Genomic DNA, 20,895 nt, shown 5'->3' on the forward strand with positions numbered 1-20,895 from the left:
GAGAACTGCGTAACTCATTGTTTACCAAGGAGTTTTCCGTTTCGACTGCGCCGGAAGTGGGGCGAATTATAGGCTTCCAGAATCTGCCGTCAACCCAATTATTCGGTTTTTCTATCAAAACCCTCAAAAACCCGATACTTCCACTATATAGATAGCTATGAGTCAGTATTTGAGCAATATATTGCTCATTCATTGACAGTTAAGCATCATAGCGCCACATATTTATCGATCATGACTTCGGAAGAACTCCCGCAATGACCACCCCTCCTCGCAGCCTGGCATCCGCATTGTTTCCGATCGGCCTGCTATTGATCGCCATGGCGTCCATCCAATCCGGTGCGTCATTGGCCAAAAGCATGTTTCCTATTGTTGGCGCACAAGGCACCACTGCTCTGCGTTTGATTTTCGCCAGTGTGATCATGCTGGTGCTATTACGCCCATGGCGCGCCACGCTGACGGCCAAGTCCTTGCGCACGGTGATCATTTACGGGATGGCGCTGGGCGGCATGAACTTCCTCTTCTATATGTCCCTTCGTACCGTACCGCTGGGGATTGCAGTAGCACTCGAATTCACAGGCCCGCTTGCCGTCGCTATCTATGCCTCGCGCAGAGCTGTCGACTTCCTGTGGATTGCCCTGGCGATCATCGGCCTGCTGCTGTTAGTTCCGATGGGCGAGGCCAGTAGCGGTATCGACTGGGTCGGCGCGGCTTACGCACTGGGCGCAGGCGGATGCTGGGCCCTCTATATTTTGTTCGGCCAAAAGGCTGGGAACGACAACGGTGTTCAGACCGCTGCACTCGGCGTGATGATTGCGGCCCTGTTCGTCGCACCGATCGGCATCGTGCATGCGGGCGCCGCGCTGCTGACGCCCGCCCTGATCCCTATCGCCATTGGCGTCGCAATTCTGTCCACCGCCTTGCCCTACACCTTGGAGATGGTCGCACTGACTCGCCTTCCCGCTCGCACATTCGGCACGTTGATGAGTATCGAACCGGCGTTCGGCGCCCTCTCCGGCCTGTTCTTTCTGCATGAGCATTTATCCCTGGCCCAATGGCTGGCCATCACCTGCATTATCCTGGCTAGCGTAGGCGCGACGTTGACGATGCGCAACGAATCCAAACCACTGGTGCCTGCCGACTGATCATCTTTAAAGCCAGCTCTGGTATTTGCCGCTCATTTAGGCCATGTTTAGGCCGTAACCGAATGTCATTCATGGAGAATTTCGACACGGACAGCATGAACGCTTCGCTCGAGAGCGAGTAAAGCGGCTCTGTTCTTTTGCAGGGCGGCTATTAAGGATGGGAATGAAACGAATTTTGATACTGTTGCTGGTTGTGGGCATCGCTGGCTGTGCTGCAACCACAAAAACAGAAGTGAAACGGGGTAAAAAAGGGCTGCATATCAACTGTTCAGGCCTGTCCTCCTCCTGGGACCAGTGCTACACCAGTGCAGCCAACTCATGCGGTGCCAAGGGCTACCGGGTGATAGCCAAATCCGGCGACAACTCCGAGGAGCCTGGGGACTATCCTTTCGGCCTCAACCCTGCCGGCTATACCAGCCGCAGTATGATCGTCATCTGCAAATAGCTGCCCGAGCAGTCTTTCCTGACTGCTCATCTTAAATTCAGGCCAGTTGCGGCACGAAGGCTAAACTCCTGCTCGACCATCGAGCCAATGGAGTTCCCATGCCGCACAACAAGAAAATCGTATTAGTAGTGGGTGCCGGTGACGCGACCGGCGGCGCCATAGCCAAACGCTTTGCCCGCGAAGGCTACATCGCCTGCGTCACCCGTCGCAGCGCCGACAAACTGCAGCCCCTGGTAGACAGCATTCAGTTGGCGGGCGGTGAAGCCCATGGTTTTGCCTGTGATGCACGTAAAGAAGAGGACGTGATCGCACTGGTCGAGCAAATCGAAACCGAGCTGGGACCTATTGAAGCGTTCGTCTTCAACATCGGCGCCAATGTGCCTTGCAGCATTCTGGAAGAAACCGCACGCAAGTACTTCAAGATATGGGAGATGGCGTGCTTCTCCGGCTTCCTGAACGCACGGGAAGTCGCCAAGCGCATGGTCACGCGTAACCGCGGCACTATCCTGTTCACCGGAGCCACCGCCGGCTTGCGCGGAAGCGCGGGGTTTGCCGCCTTCGCCGGCGCCAAGCATGGGATACGCGCCCTGGCACAAAGCATGGCGCGGGAGTTAGGCCCGATGAACATCCATGTCGCCCATGTGGTGGTGGACGGTGCCATCGATACCGACTTCATTCGCGAGAACTTCCCGCAAAAATACGCACTCAAGGATCAGGACGCCCTCCTCAACCCTGACCATATTGCCGACAACTACTGGTTCCTGCATCGCCAGCCACGGGACGCCTGGACGTTCGAACTGGACCTGCGCCCCTGGAATGAAACCTGGTGACTCCCTCTATAACAATAAGCAGTGAGTACAGACCATGAGTAAAACCCTGGAGTTCTTCTTTGATCTCGGCAGCCCCGCCACTTACCTGGCCTATACCCAGTTGCCGGCGCTGTGCGCTAAAACCGGCGCACAGGTGGTGTATCAACCGATGCTGTTGGGCGGTGTATTCAAGGCCACGGGCAATGCCTCGCCGATCATGGTGCCCGCCAAGGGGCGCTATATGCTCGATGACCTGGCGCGTTACGCCAAACGCTACAACGTGCCGCTCAGGTTCAACCCGCACTTTCCCATCAATACCTTGGTGCTGATGCGCGCCGTCACCGGCATTCAAATCCACCAGCCTGAGCGCTTCCTCGACTTCATCGACTGCCTGTTCCGCGCACTCTGGGTGGAAGGCCGTCACCTGGGCGACCCAGAGGTCGTGGCCAATGTGCTCACCGAACAGGGGTTCGATCCCGAGCAGGTACTGGCCCTGTCCAATGATGCAGCCGTCAAGGACGCTCTCAAAGACAAAACCGAACAAGCCATTAAGCGCGGCGTGTTCGGCGCTCCCAGTTTCTTTGTAGGAAACCAGCTGTTCTTCGGCCAGGACCGCCTGGACTTTGTGCGTGAAGCCCTCAGCTAGGTGTTGATTGCAGCCGGCAATGCCTTGGCTGCAACCGATCAAATCGCCGCAGTGCGCACCTGCAACCATTCAAGCGCTGCACCATTGAGCAGCGGGCTCAAACGCTCACGCACCTGGGCGTGATACGCGTTGAACCATTCACGCTCATCCGCCGTGAGCAACGACGGCACCAGGCAGCGGGTATCAATTGGGCACAGGGTCAGGGTTTCGAACTTGAGGAATTCGCCAAACTCGGTCTTGCCCGCTTCACGGTTCAACACCAGGTTCTCAATGCGCACGCCCCAACGGCCAGGGCGATAAGTACCCGGTTCAATTGAAGTAATCATCCCTGGCTGCATCGCCGTTTGTGGCGCCGCAGCAGCCTGATAGGCAATGACCTGCGGACCTTCATGTACGTTGAGGAAATAACCCACGCCGTGGCCTGTGCCGTGACCGTAGTCCACGCCTTCTGCCCATATCGGCGCACGGGCAATGGCATCCAGCAACGGTGAAAGAATGCCCTTGGGGAACTGCGCACGGGACAGAGCAATCACACCCTTGAGCACCCGCGTGCAATCGCGTTTCTGCTCCTCACTCGGTGTACCGATAGGCACCATCCGCGTGATGTCCGTGGTTCCGCCCAGGTATTGGCCGCCCGAGTCGATCAACAGCAAGCCATCACCTTCGATCAGCGCATGCTCTTCTTCGGTGGCGTGGTAATGCGGCATCGCGCCGTTGGCGTTGAAGGCGGCAATGGTGTTGAAACTCAGCGATACATAGCCTGGGCGGCGGGTACGTGCAGCGGTCAGGTGTTCGTCAATCGTCAGTTCGGTAATGCGCTCGCGACCCAGGGCGCTGTCGAGCCAGGCAAAGAATTCGCACAGCGCCGCACCATCCTGCTCCATGGCTTGGCGGATATGTTCCGCATCCGCCAGGCTCTTGCGGGATTTAGCCAGTGTGGTGGGGTTGAGGCCTTCAACCAGCTTGACGCCCGCGTCGAGGTTTTCCAGCAAGCCGGCGGTGACGCGGGCAGGGTCTACTTGCAAACTTGCGCCCGCCGGTACCGCTCGCAGCGCTTGCGCCACCTCGCTGTAATCACGCAGGGTCACGCCATCCTGCTCAAGCACCGCCCGCAGTTGCGCATCGACCTTGCCCAACGCCACAAACAAAGTGGCCTGTTGCTGATTGATCAAGGCAAAGGACACAAACACCGGATTGAACGACACATCAGCGCCGCGCAGGTTGAATAGCCAGGCGATGTCATCCAGCGTCGCGATGAAATGCCAATCGGCGCCCTTGTCTTTCAAACTGGCACGCAAGGCGGCCAGTTTCTCGCCACGACTGACGGTGGCTTGGGGCGGCAGATGCTGATAGATCGGCTGGTTCGGCAACGCTGGGCGGTCTTGCCAGACTTCATCGAGCACATCGATATCGGTACGCAGACGCGCGCCACGCTCGGCCAATTTGCCACCCAGGGTACGTGCCGAGGCCACGGCCATGACCGCACCGTCCACCGCCACCACGCCACCCTCAGGGGTTTGCTCGGCCAGCCACTCCAGCGGCCCGGGCTGACCCGGTTGCAGCTTCACCAGCTCGATACCGCTGCCCTTGAGCTCCTTGGTCGCCTGTTCCCAATAACGGCTATCCGCCCAGACCCCGGCGAACTCCGCCGTGACGATCAGAGTGCCCACCGAGCCATGAAAACCGGACAACCACTGGCGCCCTTGCCAGTAACCCGGCAAATATTCGGACAAATGCGGGTCCGCCGATGGCACCAGCAAGGCATGAATGCCTTCGCGGCGCATCAGTTCACGGGTGTGCGCCAGGCGCTGGGGAACCGTTCCATGGGTCAAAGGCTGCGTACTCATTGTGTCTCCTGCTAACCACTAATAATTGTTATGTATTGCGATGATAAATCAGACTGCCCAGAACGCTGGCGCACTCGCCAATGCGGCCTTGATCAACTGCGCGGCCTGGTCGATATCCTGTTCGGTGGTAAACCTGCCCAGGCTCAAGCGAATAGTGCGAGCGGCACTGCGAGCGTCATGCCCCAAGGCCAGAAGCACATGGGACGGCGCATTGCTGGCCGAATTGCACGCTGAAGTCGCGGAAAAGGCAATGCCTGAACTCAATGCGGCTGAATTGAATTCGCCTTCGCTGAAGGTAAGGCTCAATGTGTGTGGAATACGCTGGGTTGGGCTGCCATTAAGACGCAAGCCGGCAACCGACGCCAACTGATCCAGCAAGCGCTGGCGCAGCGCGACAATCGTGGCCTTCTCATCCTCGAAAGACGCCGCCGCCAGAGCAAACGCCGCGCCCATGCCGGCAATCTGATGAGTCGCCAGGGTGCCGGAGCGCAAACCGCCTTCGTGGCCCCCCCCGTGAATCTGCGCCAGTACCTTCTGCTGCGCCCGAGGCCCGACATATAACGCGCCAATACCCTTGGGCCCATACAGCTTGTGAGCAGAGAACGACATCAAGTCCACCGGCCACCGGGCCAGGTCGATAGCCACTTTGCCTGCCCCTTGCGCCGCGTCCACATGGAACAACGCGCCGTGCTCACGTACCCGCGCGCCAATGGCCGGGATATCGTTGAGGGTGCCCAGTTCGTTGTTGACCAGCATCAGCGAGACAAGAAAGGTATCCTCGCGCAAGGCTTCGCTGACCGCTTCGACGCTGATCAAGCCGTCTGCATCCGGTACCAGGTAAGTCACTGCCACTCCGGCTTCCTGCAATTGCCGCGCGGTGTCCAGCGTGGCCTTGTGTTCGATCTGGCTGGTGATGATATGCCCACCCGCCACACCACGGGCCTGGGCCACGCCCTTGAGCGCAAGGTTGTTGGATTCCGTGGCACCGGAGGTCCAGACTATCTGCTCGGGCTCGGCCACCACCAACTCGGCCACCTGGCGACGCGCCTGTTCAACCTTCTGCCGGGCCGCTTGGCCGAATGCATGGGAACTGGACGCAGGGTTGCCGAAGTGGGCGTTGAAACCCAGACACTCGACCATCACCTGGATAACTCGCTCATCCACCGGAGTGGTGGCGGCGTAGTCGAAATACAGCGGACGTTTATTCATGAGGTTAAAACTCGCAGAGCGTATTCCCAAGAACAGCGTCTCGGGGGGCATCGACCAGAACAGAGGTCGTCAGGTTTAACCGATCGAATGCCATTAAAGAAGGTAACTTTATTTAAATGTGCGTAGGAACGCTCCTGGAATTGAGCTTAACAGGCTGAAGTAGCCCCATGGCAAACAAAAAGCCCGAGGTTCCTTGTGGGAAACCTCGGGCTTTTTGCTGCATGAAGCGCGCTCAACTGGGCCGACCATGCAAAACCACGCTGCGCTCGGCGTTCATTTCACCCTGGTGATCAAAGCCGAAGGGCTTTGGCTGGCCAAGCAACGCGGCGCGTTGGCGTTGATAGTCGTCAAACGACAAGCCGCGACGGCCCAGGGCCTCCAAAGCCAACTGCTTGGTTTCCTCGGCCGTATAAGGGCGCATTTCCGGGGATGGCTGGGTCGCACACCCCGCAAGGACAGAGGTGACAAGTAAAAGGGAAACAGCGAGGAAACGGTTCATGGCGATGGCCCTGCGAAGATGGTTTCGAGTCAATGAACAGAGGCTACTCCCGCCCCTTCTCGCTGAAAAATCATCGTCCGTGATAGTCGCTATCACGCGTATCGGCGTCCACAGGGGGAACGCCTTTATATTCATTTAAGTTCTATAAATATATAAACACCTTCATTTACGAATTAAGACGATACCTCTATAAAGACCTTGCGCGCAGCCCACTGTCCACCCGGCAACAGCCCTTCAACAAAGCTTGAATTCCCATGAGAGGTCACCATGCAGCTGTTCACCCTGCCGCCCTCGCCTGCCCTCGCGACCTCGATCCGCGCCACAGCCCAGGTCTTCGAAGACCCAAAGTCCCAGGCCCTGCTCGACCATATCCAGCAAGTGGCCCCCAGCGAGGCCAGCGTGCTGATCATCGGCGAAACCGGCACCGGCAAAGAGCTTGTTGCGCGGCATATCCACCACCTCAGTACGCGGCGAAATCGGCCCTTCGTGGCAGTGAACTGCGGGGCTTTTTCGCAAGCACTAGTGGAAGCCGAGTTGTTCGGCCATGAGAAAGGCGCCTTTACCGGTGCCCTCAGCGCCAAGGCCGGCTGGTTCGAAGAGGCTGACGGCGGCACCTTGTTTCTGGATGAGATCGGCGATTTGCCGATGGCCATCCAGGTCAAACTGCTGCGGGTGCTACAGGAACGTGAGGTGGTGCGCCTGGGTTCGCGCAAAAGCATTGCAATCGATGTGCGAGTCCTGGCCGCCACCAATGTACAACTGGAACAGGCCATCAACGCCGGGCATTTCCGTGAAGACCTCTACTACCGCCTCAATGTAGTCAGCCTGGAACTGAGCCCGCTGCGCGAACGTACCGGCGATATCCTGCCGCTGACCCGGCACTTCATCCAAACCTACAGCCAGCGCCTGGGCTACGGTCCGATCAGCGTGAGCCACGAGGCCGAGCACAAGCTCAAGCGCTACAGCTGGCCGGGTAATATCCGTGAGCTGGAAAACGTGATTCATCACACCCTGCTGGTCTGCCGCAACGCTGTGATCGAACCCGACGACCTGCGCCTGTCGAACCTGCGCATCGAACGCCAGAACGACAGCGACACCGATACCTGTGCAGAAGCCCTGCTGGCGCGGGCGTTTCAAAGGCTCTTCGAGGAACAGTCCGGCGCCCTGCATGAAAAGGTCGAGGACGCCTTATTGCGCGCTGCTTATCACTTCAGCCACTACAACCAAGTACACACCGCCACCTTGCTGGGACTGAGCCGCAACGTCGCTCGCGCTCGCCTGATCAAGATCGGCGAACTGGCGGTCAACAAGCGCAGGCCCGGGAAAAATGCGCAAGGCGAACGGATGCTGCACCTATCCATTTAGTCGGCAGTGCAAGGCATCGTCCTGACTGCGCTCAAAACTGCGCAGTACCTGGAATGCGCCAAAGGTCACGGCCGTGGCCCGGTGGGCGCGGATCAGCGTCCAGAAATCTTCGCCGCCCTGCTCAAAACATTTGAAGGCCGCCTCACCCTCTTCCCGCGATTGCCATTGCAAGTAATTGAGCACCCTGCGTCCGTCATCGCTGACCTGTACGCTGGCACTCAAGAAGCCGCCATGGCGCACGGCCAGACGCTCGCTCTGGGTGGTCAAGGCGGCCACCAGGGCGGATTGCTGACGGGGTTCGATGTGAAATTCGATCAGCTGAGTGAAGCTGCGACTCTTCTCTGATACCTGCATGAAAACCCCCTCTCTCTGTAGGAAGAATCTTGCGATTCGATGCCACGCAGGGTAAAACCTCTAGTTAAGTCGAGGTCAAGCACTGTTTGGGAGCCTTACATGCTCAGCAACGAACTCAGCGTCGGTCAGTTGGCCGCTCGCAGCGGCGTGGCGGTCACCGCGCTGCACTTCTACGAATCCAAAGGGCTGATCAAGAGCAATCGCAATGCCGGCAATCAACGACGATATCCACGGGATGTACTGCGCCGGGTGGTGCTGATCAAAATCGCCCAACGTCTGGGCATTCCGCTGGCGACCATTGGCGAGGCCTTGCGGGCCCTGCCCGATGGGCGCACACCGAACGCTCACGACTGGGAACGGCTGTCGGCGTTGTGGCGTGAAGATCTGGATGAGCGCATCAACAAACTGATGCTGCTGCGCGACAAGCTCAATGGTTGCATCGGGTGCGGGTGCCTGTCGATGGAGGCGTGCCCGCTGCGCAATCACGATGACCAGCTGGGTGAGCGTGGCCCTGGTGCGCAGTTGCTGGAGCCCACGCCTGATGCTGATCGGTAAAGCCAGTTGCGCAATGCAACGTGACCTATAGTGAAAAGGCTGTAACCCCATAACCACAATCAAAGGAGAACGTTATGAGCGTTAAACCTATTCCCGAGGGTTATCACGGCATTACCCCCTATCTGGGCATCAACGAGGCCGCAAAGGCGATCGAGTTCTACAAGAAGGCCTTTGGCGCCTCAGTGTTCATGCGCCTGGACATGCCCGACGGCAGGGTCGGCCATGCGGAGCTGCGTATTGGCGAAGCGGTGATCATGCTGGGCACGCCCTGCGATGAAACGGCCCTGCGCAATCCGGACGCGCATCCCAGTGTCGGTTTGCACCTGTATGTGAATGATGTGGACGCACAATTCAAACAAGCGGTTGATGCCGGCGCCAGCGCAGTGTCCGAGCCGCAGGATCAGTTCTATGGGGATCGCTCGGCGAGTGTGACGGATCCGTTCGGGCACCTGTGGTTCCTGGCCACCCATAAGGAGGACCTGACCGAGGAGCAAATCCGCCAGCGTGCCATGGAGATGTTCAAGCAACATTAACCCTGTGGGCGTGAGCTTGCTCGCGCCTGCAACACGCCACGCCTTGCCCCAGGTTCCAACCGGCCTGCTCCGGCAAAGTAAAGGCCTGCGTGGCGTTTGGAACACTTCAAGGGTTTGTCGATCTGACACCCCGGTAGGCATTGCGCCCCAGCCATATCGTCATGACCAACAAGGCGGTCAATGGCAGCCCATGGAACAACACGATCACCTGGGCCGGCGTCCACGTCACATAGAACGGCCCGACCACCAGCATGCCCACGCCAAAACCGGCCATCTGGATCAGGGTCAAGAGGCTGAACAGCGGCAAGCGCAAGCTATCGGGCTCGCTTTGCGCACGGGAGATCAACGCCACCTCGGACAATCCATCGCCCAGCCCCGCCCACACCACCAGCAACAGCGCCAGCCACAGTTCGGTCTGCTGGAATGTCAGGATAAAGCCGCTGGACATCAACGCCACACCGAGCATGAACAAGCGCTCCATGCCTTGGGTGCCACGACCTTTCAACACTGCACTGGCGATGCGCGCGCCAACAAACTTGCCACAGGCCCACACGGCCAGCAGATAGCCCATGACCGTTTTGGTCGTGTCCGGTGAAATGTACTGCGACAGCACTGGCCAACCGACGTTATGGGCCGCGCTGCCGAGGGTGTCTAACATGCTGATCAGCAACATCGCAGCCAGCACCGGCGCACCGCGCAACCCCTTGGTCAGCTCATGCCATTCGGCGGCGAGTCCGCGATGCGCGGCAACAGCAACGCTAAACAACGCGCGCAAGGGCAAGACCAGGCAAGCGGCAATCACATAGGTGCCGATGTTGACCGCAAACACCGCTTCAAATCCGCCCGTGGCGATCAGCAAGCCGGAGAGCAAACTGCCGAAGACCGCGCCGGTGGCGGCCGCCGAGGTGATCCATGCGTTGGTATTCACCCGCTGCTCAAGCGCGACCCAAGTGGGCAACTGACTGTTGAGGCCAATGGCAAACAGCGAATTGCACAGGCCGATACCGAAGGCGATAAAGGGAAGAAGGGTAAGTTGATGGGCCGGTAACAACACCAGCAGCGGCATCAGCAACAGCGCCCGGGCCAGGTCCAACCCCGCCAACGTCCCACGCCCGGCAAACCGCCGGAAAAACGGAATGCCAAACAGGCTCGCGACAATCCCGCCGGTGACCCGGCACGCCAGGAAGATGCTGACAAACACCACGCTCTGGCTGAGCCAGTACACATAAGTGGACAACGCCACCATGTTAAGGAATGCGCCAAAATCCGACACACCGCGGGCAAAGATGATCAGGCGAGCGTTGCGGGTCGACAGATTCAGTTGTTGATCGTGACTCATGCAGGCTGTGCCCCCTCGACACTGCGCAGGCTTACCAAGAGCACATCGCGCCAGGCCGGTGCCGTCTCTACCCGCGGTCGCACCTCCCCGGCCCGATGGTAGAACCCACGGTCGTTGATCACGATAGTCTCCAGAAATTTCTCCATCGGCAGTTTCAGTAGCCGGCTGTGCTCCGTTTCGTCGGCAAACACCTCCGACACCACCGGCACCGTGTTGCATTCGCCAATAAAGTGCATGAACACCCAATCCAGGCCGTCCTGGTGAATCCCCGATGTGGTCGGGCTGCTCGATGACACGTCCGCCCGCACCCGGAACTGATGGATATCGATCGTATAGGTCTGTTCGCCCAGGTGCGGGGCAATCACCGCGAGGTCCGTCGCCAGCAGCTTGTGCATGAGGGGATGCTCGATAAAGCCCTCCTCGCTATAGCTCAGGTGATTCACGCCCTGGCGATAGTTCACCGCGTAGGTGACCGGCGATTTGAACGCCGTATTCCTGTCGATCTGCAATTGCCGTGACGGTAACAGACGATAGCGCAAGATGCGCCGTTCGCGGTGGGTGTAAGTCCTGAACGCCTCGTCGCGCACCAGGTTATCCCAATACGCGCGAAAGCTTTGTTCCTCACCGGGTTCAACGTTGACCAGTTCGCGAAAGTCCGGGCGATGACAGAAGTGATGTTCGCGCAAAAGCGCCGAGATCTGAGGGATGTCCATATCGCTATCCTGCAACCGGTGGATCGATGAGGATGCGCAGATGTTGCTGCAACGCATCGTGCAAGGCATGGGCGTCGGCGGCATTGCCAACCTGGGCCCAGCATTTGAGCAAATAATGCTCCTCGATATCCGCGTCAATGTAGTGGCCGGGGTCCTGCGGGGCGTATTCCAGCACCGAGCGGTGTTGGTGGAGGAACTGCAGGCCGTCAATGCCCCTGAAAAGGCCACTGTGCTGCGGATAAATCGCCAGCATCGCGTAGTGTTGCCCCGCATCGGCAACCTTATGTGCGCCAGCCTCCAACTGTGCATTGATGCCCTTCTCGCCCAACAACAATCCCATGTACAGCTGATAAGGATCGATACCGGCCAGGTCGCGGAACGCCGAGTTCACATACAGTCCGCCCAGACGCGGGTTGATCTCGATGGCCACCGGCCCTGCGTCCGTCATACGAAACTCGAAATGCACCACAGCGTTGGTCAGGCCCACCGCGTGCAGGCAGTCCACCGCGTACTGGCGGATCTGCTCGCACTGGGCCTGGCTGAACGACGTCGGCGGGGAAATCAGCAGGTTCTCCAGGACCGTGCCGCTGCGCTCGGTCAGCAGCAGTTTTTCATTGATCAGCAGCGGATGGACACGCTCGCCGACAATCACACATTCCACACTGCCTTCGATGCCAGGAATATAACCTTCCAGCAGAATGCTGTGGCCTGGCAAGTATTCACGCCGCAGCCCATCCTCAAGCGGCAGGGCGTGCGCACAGCCGTAGAAGTCCGCATAAGCGGCGGCGCCATGATCACTTACGAAATGCCAATAGTGGCTGCGTAGCTCCTCCCAGCTCGAGCATTTTTTGATAAACGCCGAAGCCCCGCCAAAGGGCGGTTTGGCGATCAGTGGATAACCCACGCGCTCGGCGCCGTGCTGGAGTTCCTGTTCGTTGTTGCACAGCACGAACGGTACCGAACGCAATTCACGCTGTTTCAACACGCGGCGCATCAAGAACTTGTTATTGCACGCGGCAATCGCCTCCGGGTGGCTGTAGACCAAGCCCAACCGCTGACACGCCTGCGCGACGATACAGCCCACCTCCCCTTGTGCGGACGGGTGCCCGGCCTGGCAGAAAATCCCACGCACCTGATAACGCCCGTCCAACTGTCCGACCAACTCCAGGACAGACTGCTCACTGAGCGTTTCGAGCAGGAACACTTCGTCACTGTCGTCCCTGAGACGTTGCAGGTGCTTGCGCCCCGCCACGGCGGCCGTCAAACACGCCAAACCGTGGGCGCGGGCCACCGTGAAATGCGGTTCCCGGTAGCGGTAGCGAGCGCAAGCACTGTCATCTACATCAATAAACAGAATCGCATCCTGTTTCATACCGCATCCTGCCAACTGCACCATTGGCCCTCCCAGTTGCGAAAACGGTAAGTCCGCTGCCCATCGCGGACTTCAAAATGCGGTAAGTCTTCAGGCTTTTCAAAGTCCAACAATGGCACGGTGAACTTGCCTTGTGCATGCGGCAGTACATACTCGGGCAGGGCAATATTCGATACACGGCGTTTGAGCCGATCCATGATGGCGATGGCTTGGCTGATCGACGCCTTATACTCTGAAGCACCGGGTGAAAACGGCATGAAGTGATATAAGTAATATGGCTTTACGCCCAAACGATAAAGATCAATGAATAATTTATGCAACGTCGCTTCATCATCATTCACGCCACGCAACAGCGGCATGTTAGAGAATACAATCGGGACCACACCCTGAATCCGTTTAACCGCGACGGCAAAATCAGCACTGAGCTCAAGCGGGTGGCAGACATGCACACCAAATGCATTGACCTTGTACTTCTCCAGCATCGCCACCAACTCATCGGTCACGCGAAACGGGTTGAAACTCAAGGCCCGCGAATGAATGCGTATCAGCAGATCATCACGAATGCCGCGCAATGCGGCCAGCATCTCCTCAAGCTTGCGGTCGGCCAGCATCAGTGGGTCACCGCCGCTGAGAATCACCTCTTCAATCGCTGGGTTACCGCGGATGTACTCCACCGAATCCTTGAACGAGTCAGTGTTGGCGTTAGCTTTGTCGGTGCCCACCTGCAGCGTGCGCAGCGCCTCGAAACAGAACTGGCAATAGGCATTGCACGTGTTGGTGGTGCGCAGGATCACGCGGTTGTCGTACTTGTGCTGGCAGATGGGCGTCTTCATCTCATGATTGAGTTCCCAGTTTTCGGAACTGCCGTCGTAGTCGCCCTGCACCTGTTCGCTCCAATACGGTACTACCTGGCGCCACAGAGGGTGGTCCATCACCTCTGCGCTGGTGAGTGAACGCTTGATCAAATCAATGTAATAAGGCGTGATCTGCATCTTGCGATCTTGCAAGTTGTGCTCGATATGCGCCGTTGTGGCCTCGTCCCATCCACCGCAGGCATTGCGCAGTGCAGGTTCATCGCGGATGGCATTCTTCTGCTGCCAACGCCAGTCTTGCCATTGAACTGAACGATGCATGGCTTGATCAAAAATCGACATGAGTTTGAACTCTCTGTTAAGGCATAGGGACGCGTACTTTTCCAGCACAGGAAAAATATGATTCGCAGCAATGACAATCGACGGGCAGGCGACAGACCACAATCAAGTAACTAACTTGATCACCGGCACCAGAGAGATATAACAGTTCACCACGTGATGGCGCGAATAAACGACTAGCACGGTCATGCGATTAACTTCCTTTTTATACTATTGCGACTTCCAAGTCCGCACTCACTAAAGCCGATGCCCGCCAATGTGTCAATACAATAACCTTGTCACTCCTCTGGAATTAACCTGCACCCGCGCCAACACCCCGTAATGACAAGGGGCGCTTTCGTTCAAGCCCAGCTATTTGAAAAACAAATAATACTAAAAGCAACGCGCTCAGTGAGTATAGAGAGCGTTATTTCTACTTATATAACTACGTAGCCGCACTTCAGCTGAGCCAAGGGTTGGCCGCGAAGATGCGTGGCTGCTGACGACATCACACAGCGGCATGATCACGTCCTTGGAGGTCTGCCCCGGCCTAACGCAAGCCGCTGAACGCCTGCGGGCTGGCGTACTGCGTGTTCGATCAGCGCATAAATGCGGCCTGAATGTGAACCTGAAACATTTTCTTTCATATCCACCTTAGGGATTTCTCATGCTCATCCGTCTTAACTTAGATACAGCCTGTCGCGTCAGCAAAAGCTACGACTGGCCTTTTCCGGGCCTCTATTGCCCCCTCCGATCAAGACCCTCATTCATATGTCGAAGAAGTCACGCTCCAAACTCTGGTTTCTCGTCCATAGCTGGCTGGCGTTGCCCATCTGGTTCTTTGTACTGATCGTCTGCGTCACCGGCACCCTGGCCGTGGTGAGCCAGGAAATCGTGTGGCTGGCCAACCCGGATATCCGCGCCAGCAAGCCGTCGGATGACGCTCAGCCGCTGAGCTTTGACCAGGTGATCGCGGCCATCAAGCACGATGAGCCCAAGGCCATCGTCCAGTCCATCATCCGCCCGGATGAATCGCACTTCGCGCTAAGCGTCGGCCTCAGCTACCCGGACGGGCGCTCCGTGGAGGTGTATGCCAGTCCCTACACCGGCGCGATCCAGGGCATCAGCCCCTCGTTCAACTTCCAGCAATTCACCCGCGCCCTGCATGGTTGGTGGCTGGTGCCGTTCACCAATGGGTACAGCTGGGGCTGGTACCTGGTGTCTGCGTTGGGCTTGCCGCTGCTGGCTTCACTGGTCACCGGGCTGGTGGTGTACAAGCGCTTCTGGAAAGGCTTCCTGCGCCCTACCCTGCGCATCCGCCACGGTGCGCGGATCTTCTGGGGCGACTTTCACCGCCTGAGTGGCATCTGGTCGATCTGGTTTATCGCGGTCATTTCTATCACCGGCACCTGGTTCCTGATCGAGGCTGTCCTGGGCGACAACCAGATATCCATTTCCAGTGAACCCATCGTGCCAGTGATCGCACGGGATAAGGTGCCGCTGTCGGCGCCGGGCGTGCCGGCACCGATGATCCCTATCGACAAGGCGATCGACATCGCCGCCGAGCGGATCCCCGGCCTGGACGCCAGCTTTGTGTTCATGCCAAGCAACGCCTACAGCCACCTGCAGATCGGCGGGCGTGGCTGGTACCCGTTGATGTTCCAGACCGCACAGCTGAACCCCTATGACGGTGAAGTCGCGGTCTCGAACCTGTTGTCCGACCGTACCCCGCTGGAATTCGTCACCGAGTCGATGCGCCCACTGCACACCGGGGACTTTGGCGGTTTGTGGATCAAGCTGATCTGGGCATTCTTCGGCCTGGTGCTGAGCATGATGGTATTGAGCGGCTTGCTGATCTGGACCAAGCGCACCGCTCTGGCCACCCTCAACGCCCTCAAGCGCGAGGCCAAGACACAACGTCAGCACGCGCCCATCCCGACCATGCACGCCGACACCTCGGAGGCCCAGCGATGAGCAAGGTTGCAACCGTACCGCCGTCCCCGCTGCGCGCCTTTTGGCTGAAATGGCGTTTCCATATCAACATCCTGCTGTTGCTGGTGCCGCTGGGGTTCATGCCCAAATACTTTGCCGACGCCGCGTTGTTTCGCGGGGATACCGGTATCGGCGAGCGCGTGGCCGGGCAGGTGCAAGTCGGTCCCTGGAGCCTGACGCTGGCTGAGTTTCGCAACGAAGGCCCGAGCCCGAACCCGGCTGGCCCGATGAAGTTCTTCAACGCTGCCCTGTGCGATACCTGTGCCGAGCAGGTCAAGGCCACTTACCTGCGTATCGGCAAACCCCGCAGCCTGCGCGCCGCCGGAGTGATCTTCTTCGGCACGCCGTACCGCATGGGCGCCGCCCTGCCGATCCCAGAACGCACCCCGGCGGATGCCGAAATATGGGTGACCATGGAAGGGTGGGACGGCAGCATGCACCAGGGTTCCATCCCGCTGAGCCAGGCCTCGCCTGCCACCATTGCCTGGCTGAACAAGCAAGGAGTCAAACCATGACGTTCAAGCGCTTCACCCGCGCCGCGCTGTTGCTGTGCGCCGGCCTGAGCACCACCGCCTTCGCCCACAACCCGATGTGCGAATGCAAGGAAATCCCCGGCGAGCAGATCCAGTGCAAAGGCGGCTTCTCCGACGGCAGTGGCGCCCCCGGCGTAACCCTGGATGTGATCGGCTACGACGAAACCATCCTGGTGCCGGGCAAGCTCGGCGAAGATTCGACCCTGACCTTCAAGAAGCCCGCCGCCGAGTTCTACGTGCTGTTCGATGCCGGCCCCGGCCACGTGGTGGAAATCGACCAAGCGGATATCCCGTCGCAATGAGTACCACACAGGTTGTACGCCCCGCGGGCGCGGGCCATGAAACCCTTTATGTGTTGCTGTTGTGCCTGATCATCCTCGCGGTGGCGGGCACGGTCGTGGCGCTGCACGGGGAAACCCAGGAAGTCGCGGCAGTGCCCAGCCACCAGCTGGACGCCCGCCGCGACCTGAGCGCCGCCGAGCAAGGCATCTACGCCGACCTGCGGGTGACCCTGGATGAAATCCACCTGTTGCAGCAGGAACACAGCGCCCTGCCGACGCCTGAGCAACTGGCCGAAGAAGGCTTCGCGCCCTTTGCCCAGGATGCCAGTTCGGTCCGCCGTGGCGGCCATCGCTGGCAGCTGCTGGCACCCGCCGCCTACCTGGGCTTGAGCCAGGCGGCGGCTACCAGCGGTTCGCTGCTGATGCGCGTGCAAGGCAGTGAGCCGGATATCTGGCTCAACCGCAGCGCCAACCTTGCCGCCCCTTCCGACCTCACTGACCAGGCGCTGATCGCGGCCGGCTGGCAGCAGGTGGTCGCGCAATTCGATGCTGGCGTCACCCGCCAGCACCGTCACTGAACGAGAAGACCGATTGCCCATGTCCATGTCATCGCCCCTGTTGCGCCTTTTACTGGTTGGCCTGTTCAGCCTGATGCTCACCCCCCTTGCCAATGCCGAGGCGGCCAAGCGCCTGCGTATCGGCATTACCTTGCACCCCTATTACAGCTACGTGGCCAATATCGTGGGCGACAAGGCCGAGGTGGTGCCGCTGATTCCCGCCGGTTTCAACCCGCACGCCTACGAGCCGCGCGCCGAAGACATCAAGCGCATCGGCACCCTGGATGTGATCGTGCTCAACGGCGTCGGCCATGACGACTTCGCCGACCGCATGATCGCCACCAGCGAGCGCCCGGACATCCCGGTGATCGAAGCCAATGCCAACGTGCCGCTGCTCGCCGCTACAGGTAACGCGGCACGCGGTGCGGGCAAGGTGGTCAACCCGCACACCTTCCTGTCGATCAGCGCGTCGATTGCCCAGGTCAATAACATTGCCCGTGAGTTGGGCAAGCTCGACCCGGACAACGCCAAAACCTACACCCAGAACGCTCGCGCCTACGGCAAGCGCTTGCGCCAGATGCGCGCCGACGCCCTGGCCAAGCTGACCAGCGCGCCCAACCCCGACCTGCGTGTCGCCACCGTACACGCGGCCTACGACTACCTGTTGCGCGAGTTTGGCCTGGAAGTCACCGCCGTGGTCGAGCCGGCCCACGGTATCGAGCCAAGCCCCAGCCAGCTGAAAAAGACCATCGATGAACTGCGTGCTCTGGATGTGAAAGTGATCTTCTCGGAGATGGATTTCCCGTCCACCTACGTCGATACCATCCAGCGTGAATCCGGGGTCAAGCTGTACCCGCTGTCGCATATTTCCTACGGCGAATACAGCGCGGAGAAGTACGAAGTGGAGATGACCGGCAACCTCAACACCGTGGTACGGGCGATTCAGGAGTCGGGAGCATGACCGCCGCGCAGCAACTGAACGCCGTCAACGTCGGCCCCACCCTGAACTTCGACCAGGTCGCGCTGACCCTGGGGCGCACCGTAATCCTCGATGGCGTGAGTTTCCAGGTACAGCCGGGCAGCATCCATGCGCTGGTAGGTCCCAACGGCGGCGGTAAAAGCTCGCTGATCAAGACCCTGCTGGGGCAGACGCCGCACCAGGGGCGTTTGAGCCTGGAATGGCCAACCACACCCGGCACCATCGGTTACGTGCCCCAGGCGCTGGAATTTGACCGCGGCTTGCCGATGACCGTGGACGATTTCATGGCCGCCATGTGCCAGCGTCGCCCGGCGTTTCTGGGCCTTTCCAGGCATTACGCAGCGGCGATTGGCGATGCCCTTGAGCGCGTTGGCATGCAAGACAAGCGCAAGCGCCGCATGGGCGCGTTGTCCGGCGGTGAGCGCCAGCGCGTACTGCTGGCCCAGGGGCTGATTCCGGCGCCGCAGTTGCTGGTGCTGGATGAGCCGATGTCGGCCCTCGACGAGGCGGGTATCCAGGTGTTCGAACGGCTGTTGAACGACTGGCGCCTGGCCGGGATTACCGTGCTGTGGATCGAGCACGACCTGGAGGCCGTGGGCCGCCTGGCCGACCGCGTCACCGGTCTTAACCGCCGCGTGCTGTTCGACGCCACACCGAAAGAGGCGCTGACCCCGGACCGCCTGCTCACTCTGTTCTCCACCCACCCTCGGAGCCCGGCCCCATGAGTTATGAAGCCTTTCGCTTGATGGTCCAAGGCTGGGCCTCTGCCGGTTACCTGCCCGAAGCCCTGGCCTACGGGTTTGTGGTCAACGCCCTGCTCGCCGGCTTGTTGATCGGCCCGGTACTAGGCGGCCTGGGCACGCTGGTGGTGGTCAAGCGCTTTGCGTTTTTCTCCGAAGCGGTCGGCCATGCCGCGCTGACCGGCGTGGCCGTGGGCATCCTGCTGGGCGAACCCTATACCGGGCCTTATGGCAGCCTGTTTGGCTACTGCCTGCTGTTCGGCATCCTGCTCAATTACCTGCGTAACCGCACCGGCCTGGCGCCCGATACCTTGATCGGCGTGTTCCTGTCCGTGTCCCTGGCACTGGGGGCAAGCCTGCTGCTGATCCTGGCCGGCAAGATCAACGTGCACATTCTCGAGAACGTGCTGTTTGGCTCGGTGCTGACGGTCAACGGCAACGACCTGCTGGTACTGGCCATTGTCGGCTCGCTGGTGATGGCCCTGGCATTGCCGCTGTACAACCGCATCATGCTGGCCAGTTTCAACCCGCAATTGGCAGCAGTGCGCGGGGTGGCGGTGAAAAGCCTGGACTACCTGTTCGTGATCCTGGTGACCCTGATCACCGTGGCCGCGGTCAAGGTCATCGGCGCAATCCTGGTCGGTGCCTTGCTGGTGATTCCTGCCGCTGCGGCGCGCCTGTTGAGCCAGTCACTCAAAGGGTTTTTCTGGATCTCGGTGCTGATCGCCACCGTCAGCACCCTGTGCGGCATCCTGCTGCCGATCATCTTCGACCTGCCCATCCCATCCGGCGCCGCGATCATTCTGGTTGCCGGTATCGCCTTCGCCTTCGCGGCCATCGCCCGTGGCGTTGTGCCCAGCCTCAAAGGGAATCTTGGATAATGCGCCCTGTCTTTCGCCCACTGGCCCTGGCCATCGCTTGCTTGATGAGTACGTCGGCACTGGCCGTCGACGGTTTCGACGCCAAGGACTTCAAAGTCAACCAGGGCCTCGGTCACGCAGCCCTGACCAAGACCAAGCCGCCGGTCAAGGTGCTGGCGTCGCTGCCGATTACCTACGGCTTGGCCGAGGCGCTGCTCACAGGCACCAACGTAGCGCTTGAACGCGCCGCGCCGGCCAACCTACCGGGTTCGCGGCAGGTGTCCTACTTCACCGGCCGCGGTGCTGCGGCATTGAACAAGTTGGCGCTGGACGCCGACGCGGCCATCGGCCTGCGCTCGCTGTGGGCCGATGACCCGCTGTACCCCGTGGCGCGACGCAGCAATATCCGCATCGTCGAAGTCGATGCCGCACGCCCGGTGGACGGCGGCTTGCCGGGTATCGCAGTACAACCGGGGGTCACCGATGGCTTGAACAGCCAACCCTGGCAATCGAGCAACAATATGGGGCGCATGGCCGACGTGATGGCCGCCGACCTGAGCCGCCTGGCGCCGGCTGCCAAACCCAGGATCGACGCTAACCTGGCCGCGCTCAAACAGCGTTTACTCAAGCTCACCGCCGACAGCGAGGCGCGATTGGCCAAGGCCGACAACCTGAGTGTGCTCAGCTTGAGCGATCACTTCGCGTATCTGGTCAGCAGCCTGAACCTGGAAGTGCTCAGCACCGATGCACGGCCCGACGCCGAGTGGACGCCCGAGGCGCTGCAAAAACTTAGCAGCGCGTTGAAGGACAACGCTGTGGCGGTGGTGCTGCATCACCGTCAACCCAGCGATGCAGTCAAAACCGCCGTCACTGCCGGCGGCTCCAGACTGTTGGTGTTGAATGTGGACGGCGCCGACCCGGTGACGGAGTTGGAAACCAATGTAGACCAAGTGATCAAGGCACTTACACCCTAGGCAAGCCACCGATCCGTCAGA

Annotated in this window: 23 protein-coding genes; 15 read left to right on the forward strand and 8 right to left on the reverse strand. The window is 59.7% G+C overall.

Annotated features, from left to right (window positions below; all coding sequences use genetic code 11):
• The first annotated feature begins 254 nt into the window (after positions 1–254).
• The 4 genes from rhtA to BT199_RS23310 all read left to right on the forward strand — a co-directional run bounded on the left by rhtA (position 255) and on the right by BT199_RS23310 (position 3,042).
• Complete coding sequence (gene rhtA / locus BT199_RS23295; protein WP_072435537.1) at positions 255–1,142, forward strand: threonine/homoserine exporter RhtA; 888 nt, start codon at positions 255–257, stop codon at positions 1,140–1,142.
• Between the two features lie 163 nt (positions 1,143–1,305).
• Positions 1,306–1,587, forward strand: a complete 282-nt coding sequence (locus BT199_RS23300) for a hypothetical protein (protein ID WP_003190182.1) — start codon at positions 1,306–1,308, stop codon at positions 1,585–1,587.
• A gap of 98 nt (positions 1,588–1,685) precedes the next feature.
• Positions 1,686–2,417 carry an SDR family oxidoreductase gene (locus tag BT199_RS23305; RefSeq protein ID WP_014717823.1) on the forward strand — a complete coding sequence of 244 codons (732 nt, stop codon included), beginning with the start codon at positions 1,686–1,688 and terminating at the stop codon, positions 2,415–2,417.
• Between the two features lie 34 nt (positions 2,418–2,451).
• Positions 2,452–3,042 (forward strand): 2-hydroxychromene-2-carboxylate isomerase, encoded by a 591-nt coding sequence (locus tag BT199_RS23310; protein WP_032901924.1) that lies wholly within the window; start codon positions 2,452–2,454, stop codon positions 3,040–3,042.
• 38 nt (positions 3,043–3,080) lie between these two features.
• Here the strand turns inward: BT199_RS23310 and BT199_RS23315 are convergent, their stop codons facing one another.
• From BT199_RS23315 to BT199_RS23325, 3 genes are all read right to left on the reverse strand, one after another.
• Positions 3,081–4,889, reverse strand: a complete 1,809-nt coding sequence (locus tag BT199_RS23315) for an aminopeptidase P family protein (RefSeq protein ID WP_020301054.1) — start codon at positions 4,887–4,889, stop codon at positions 3,081–3,083.
• Between the two features lie 48 nt (positions 4,890–4,937).
• Complete coding sequence (locus tag BT199_RS23320) at positions 4,938–6,098, reverse strand: cysteine desulfurase family protein (protein ID WP_020301055.1); 1,161 nt, start codon at positions 6,096–6,098, stop codon at positions 4,938–4,940.
• Positions 6,099–6,330: 232 nt separating this feature from the next.
• Positions 6,331–6,597, reverse strand: coding sequence for a lipoprotein (locus BT199_RS23325; protein WP_032904559.1), 267 nt, complete (start codon positions 6,595–6,597; stop codon positions 6,331–6,333).
• A gap of 267 nt (positions 6,598–6,864) precedes the next feature.
• On the opposite strand from BT199_RS23325, the gene BT199_RS23330 reads away from it, so the two are divergent.
• On the forward strand, positions 6,865–7,962 hold the full coding sequence (locus tag BT199_RS23330) for a sigma-54 interaction domain-containing protein (RefSeq protein ID WP_019817255.1): 1,098 nt from the start codon (positions 6,865–6,867) through the stop codon (positions 7,960–7,962).
• On the opposite strand, the gene BT199_RS23335 is transcribed toward BT199_RS23330, so the two are convergent.
• Positions 7,951–8,316, reverse strand: coding sequence for an antibiotic biosynthesis monooxygenase (locus BT199_RS23335; RefSeq protein ID WP_019817256.1), 366 nt, complete (start codon positions 8,314–8,316; stop codon positions 7,951–7,953). The genes BT199_RS23330 and BT199_RS23335 overlap by 12 nt on opposite strands.
• Positions 8,317–8,415: 99 nt before the next feature.
• Here BT199_RS23335 and soxR point away from each other — a divergent pair, with 99 nt between their 5' ends.
• Together soxR and BT199_RS23345 are read left to right on the forward strand one after the other, a co-directional pair.
• Complete coding sequence (soxR, locus tag BT199_RS23340) at positions 8,416–8,871, forward strand: redox-sensitive transcriptional activator SoxR (protein ID WP_014717816.1); 456 nt, start codon at positions 8,416–8,418, stop codon at positions 8,869–8,871.
• Positions 8,872–8,945: 74 nt separating this feature from the next.
• Complete coding sequence (locus BT199_RS23345) at positions 8,946–9,404, forward strand: VOC family protein (protein WP_014717815.1); 459 nt, start codon at positions 8,946–8,948, stop codon at positions 9,402–9,404.
• A 106-nt stretch (positions 9,405–9,510) separates the two neighbouring features.
• Here the strand turns inward: BT199_RS23345 and BT199_RS23350 are convergent, their stop codons facing one another.
• From BT199_RS23350 to BT199_RS23365, 4 genes are read right to left on the reverse strand one after another with little or no spacing between them, the layout of a single operon-like run.
• Complete coding sequence (locus BT199_RS23350) at positions 9,511–10,743, reverse strand: MFS transporter (protein ID WP_072435538.1); 1,233 nt, start codon at positions 10,741–10,743, stop codon at positions 9,511–9,513.
• Complete coding sequence (locus BT199_RS23355) at positions 10,740–11,456, reverse strand: 2OG-Fe dioxygenase family protein (protein WP_072435539.1); 717 nt, start codon at positions 11,454–11,456, stop codon at positions 10,740–10,742. Before BT199_RS23355 ends, BT199_RS23350 begins: the two co-directional genes overlap by 4 nt.
• Positions 11,457–11,460: 4 nt before the next feature.
• The gene (locus BT199_RS23360; RefSeq protein WP_072435540.1) at positions 11,461–12,828 is read right to left on the reverse strand and encodes an ATP-grasp domain-containing protein; all 1,368 of its coding nucleotides are present in this window, start codon (positions 12,826–12,828) and stop codon (positions 11,461–11,463) included.
• Positions 12,825–13,982, reverse strand: a complete 1,158-nt coding sequence (locus BT199_RS23365; protein WP_014717811.1) for a KamA family radical SAM protein — start codon at positions 13,980–13,982, stop codon at positions 12,825–12,827. The genes BT199_RS23360 and BT199_RS23365 overlap by 4 nt, the downstream gene beginning before the upstream one ends.
• Positions 13,983–14,729: 747 nt before the next feature.
• On the opposite strand from BT199_RS23365, the gene BT199_RS23370 reads away from it, so the two are divergent.
• Genes BT199_RS23370 through BT199_RS23405 form a run of 8 tightly spaced genes read left to right on the forward strand, consistent with a single transcriptional unit; the run spans position 14,730 to position 20,874 of the window.
• Positions 14,730–15,932 (forward strand): PepSY-associated TM helix domain-containing protein, encoded by a 1,203-nt coding sequence (locus BT199_RS23370; protein WP_072435541.1) that lies wholly within the window; start codon positions 14,730–14,732, stop codon positions 15,930–15,932.
• Positions 15,929–16,465 carry a hypothetical protein gene (locus BT199_RS23375; RefSeq protein ID WP_019817260.1) on the forward strand — a complete coding sequence of 179 codons (537 nt, stop codon included), beginning with the start codon at positions 15,929–15,931 and terminating at the stop codon, positions 16,463–16,465. The genes BT199_RS23370 and BT199_RS23375 overlap by 4 nt, the downstream gene beginning before the upstream one ends.
• On the forward strand, positions 16,462–16,785 hold the full coding sequence (locus tag BT199_RS23380) for a hypothetical protein (protein WP_020301064.1): 324 nt from the start codon (positions 16,462–16,464) through the stop codon (positions 16,783–16,785). The genes BT199_RS23375 and BT199_RS23380 overlap by 4 nt, the downstream gene beginning before the upstream one ends.
• Positions 16,782–17,342 (forward strand): DUF6162 family protein, encoded by a 561-nt coding sequence (locus BT199_RS23385; protein WP_072435542.1) that lies wholly within the window; start codon positions 16,782–16,784, stop codon positions 17,340–17,342. Before BT199_RS23380 ends, BT199_RS23385 begins: the two co-directional genes overlap by 4 nt.
• A gap of 19 nt (positions 17,343–17,361) precedes the next feature.
• On the forward strand, positions 17,362–18,282 hold the full coding sequence (locus BT199_RS23390; RefSeq protein ID WP_032901958.1) for a metal ABC transporter substrate-binding protein: 921 nt from the start codon (positions 17,362–17,364) through the stop codon (positions 18,280–18,282).
• A complete protein-coding gene (locus BT199_RS23395) occupies positions 18,279–19,025 on the forward strand; it encodes a metal ABC transporter ATP-binding protein (protein WP_072435543.1) in 747 nt (248 codons plus the stop codon). The genes BT199_RS23390 and BT199_RS23395 overlap by 4 nt, the downstream gene beginning before the upstream one ends.
• Positions 19,022–19,921: a metal ABC transporter permease gene (locus tag BT199_RS23400; RefSeq protein ID WP_032901932.1), complete on the forward strand. Its 900-nt coding sequence runs from the start codon at positions 19,022–19,024 to the stop codon at positions 19,919–19,921. The genes BT199_RS23395 and BT199_RS23400 overlap by 4 nt, the downstream gene beginning before the upstream one ends.
• Positions 19,921–20,874 carry a metal ABC transporter solute-binding protein, Zn/Mn family gene (locus tag BT199_RS23405; protein WP_020301068.1) on the forward strand — a complete coding sequence of 318 codons (954 nt, stop codon included), beginning with the start codon at positions 19,921–19,923 and terminating at the stop codon, positions 20,872–20,874. Before BT199_RS23400 ends, BT199_RS23405 begins: the two co-directional genes overlap by 1 nt.
• The last annotated feature ends 21 nt before the right edge of the window (positions 20,875–20,895 follow it).

Origin of the sequence: Pseudomonas sp. NFR02 (genome assembly GCF_900119375.1) — a bacterium.
Lineage (GTDB): Bacteria > Pseudomonadota > Gammaproteobacteria > Pseudomonadales > Pseudomonadaceae > Aquipseudomonas > Aquipseudomonas paracarnis.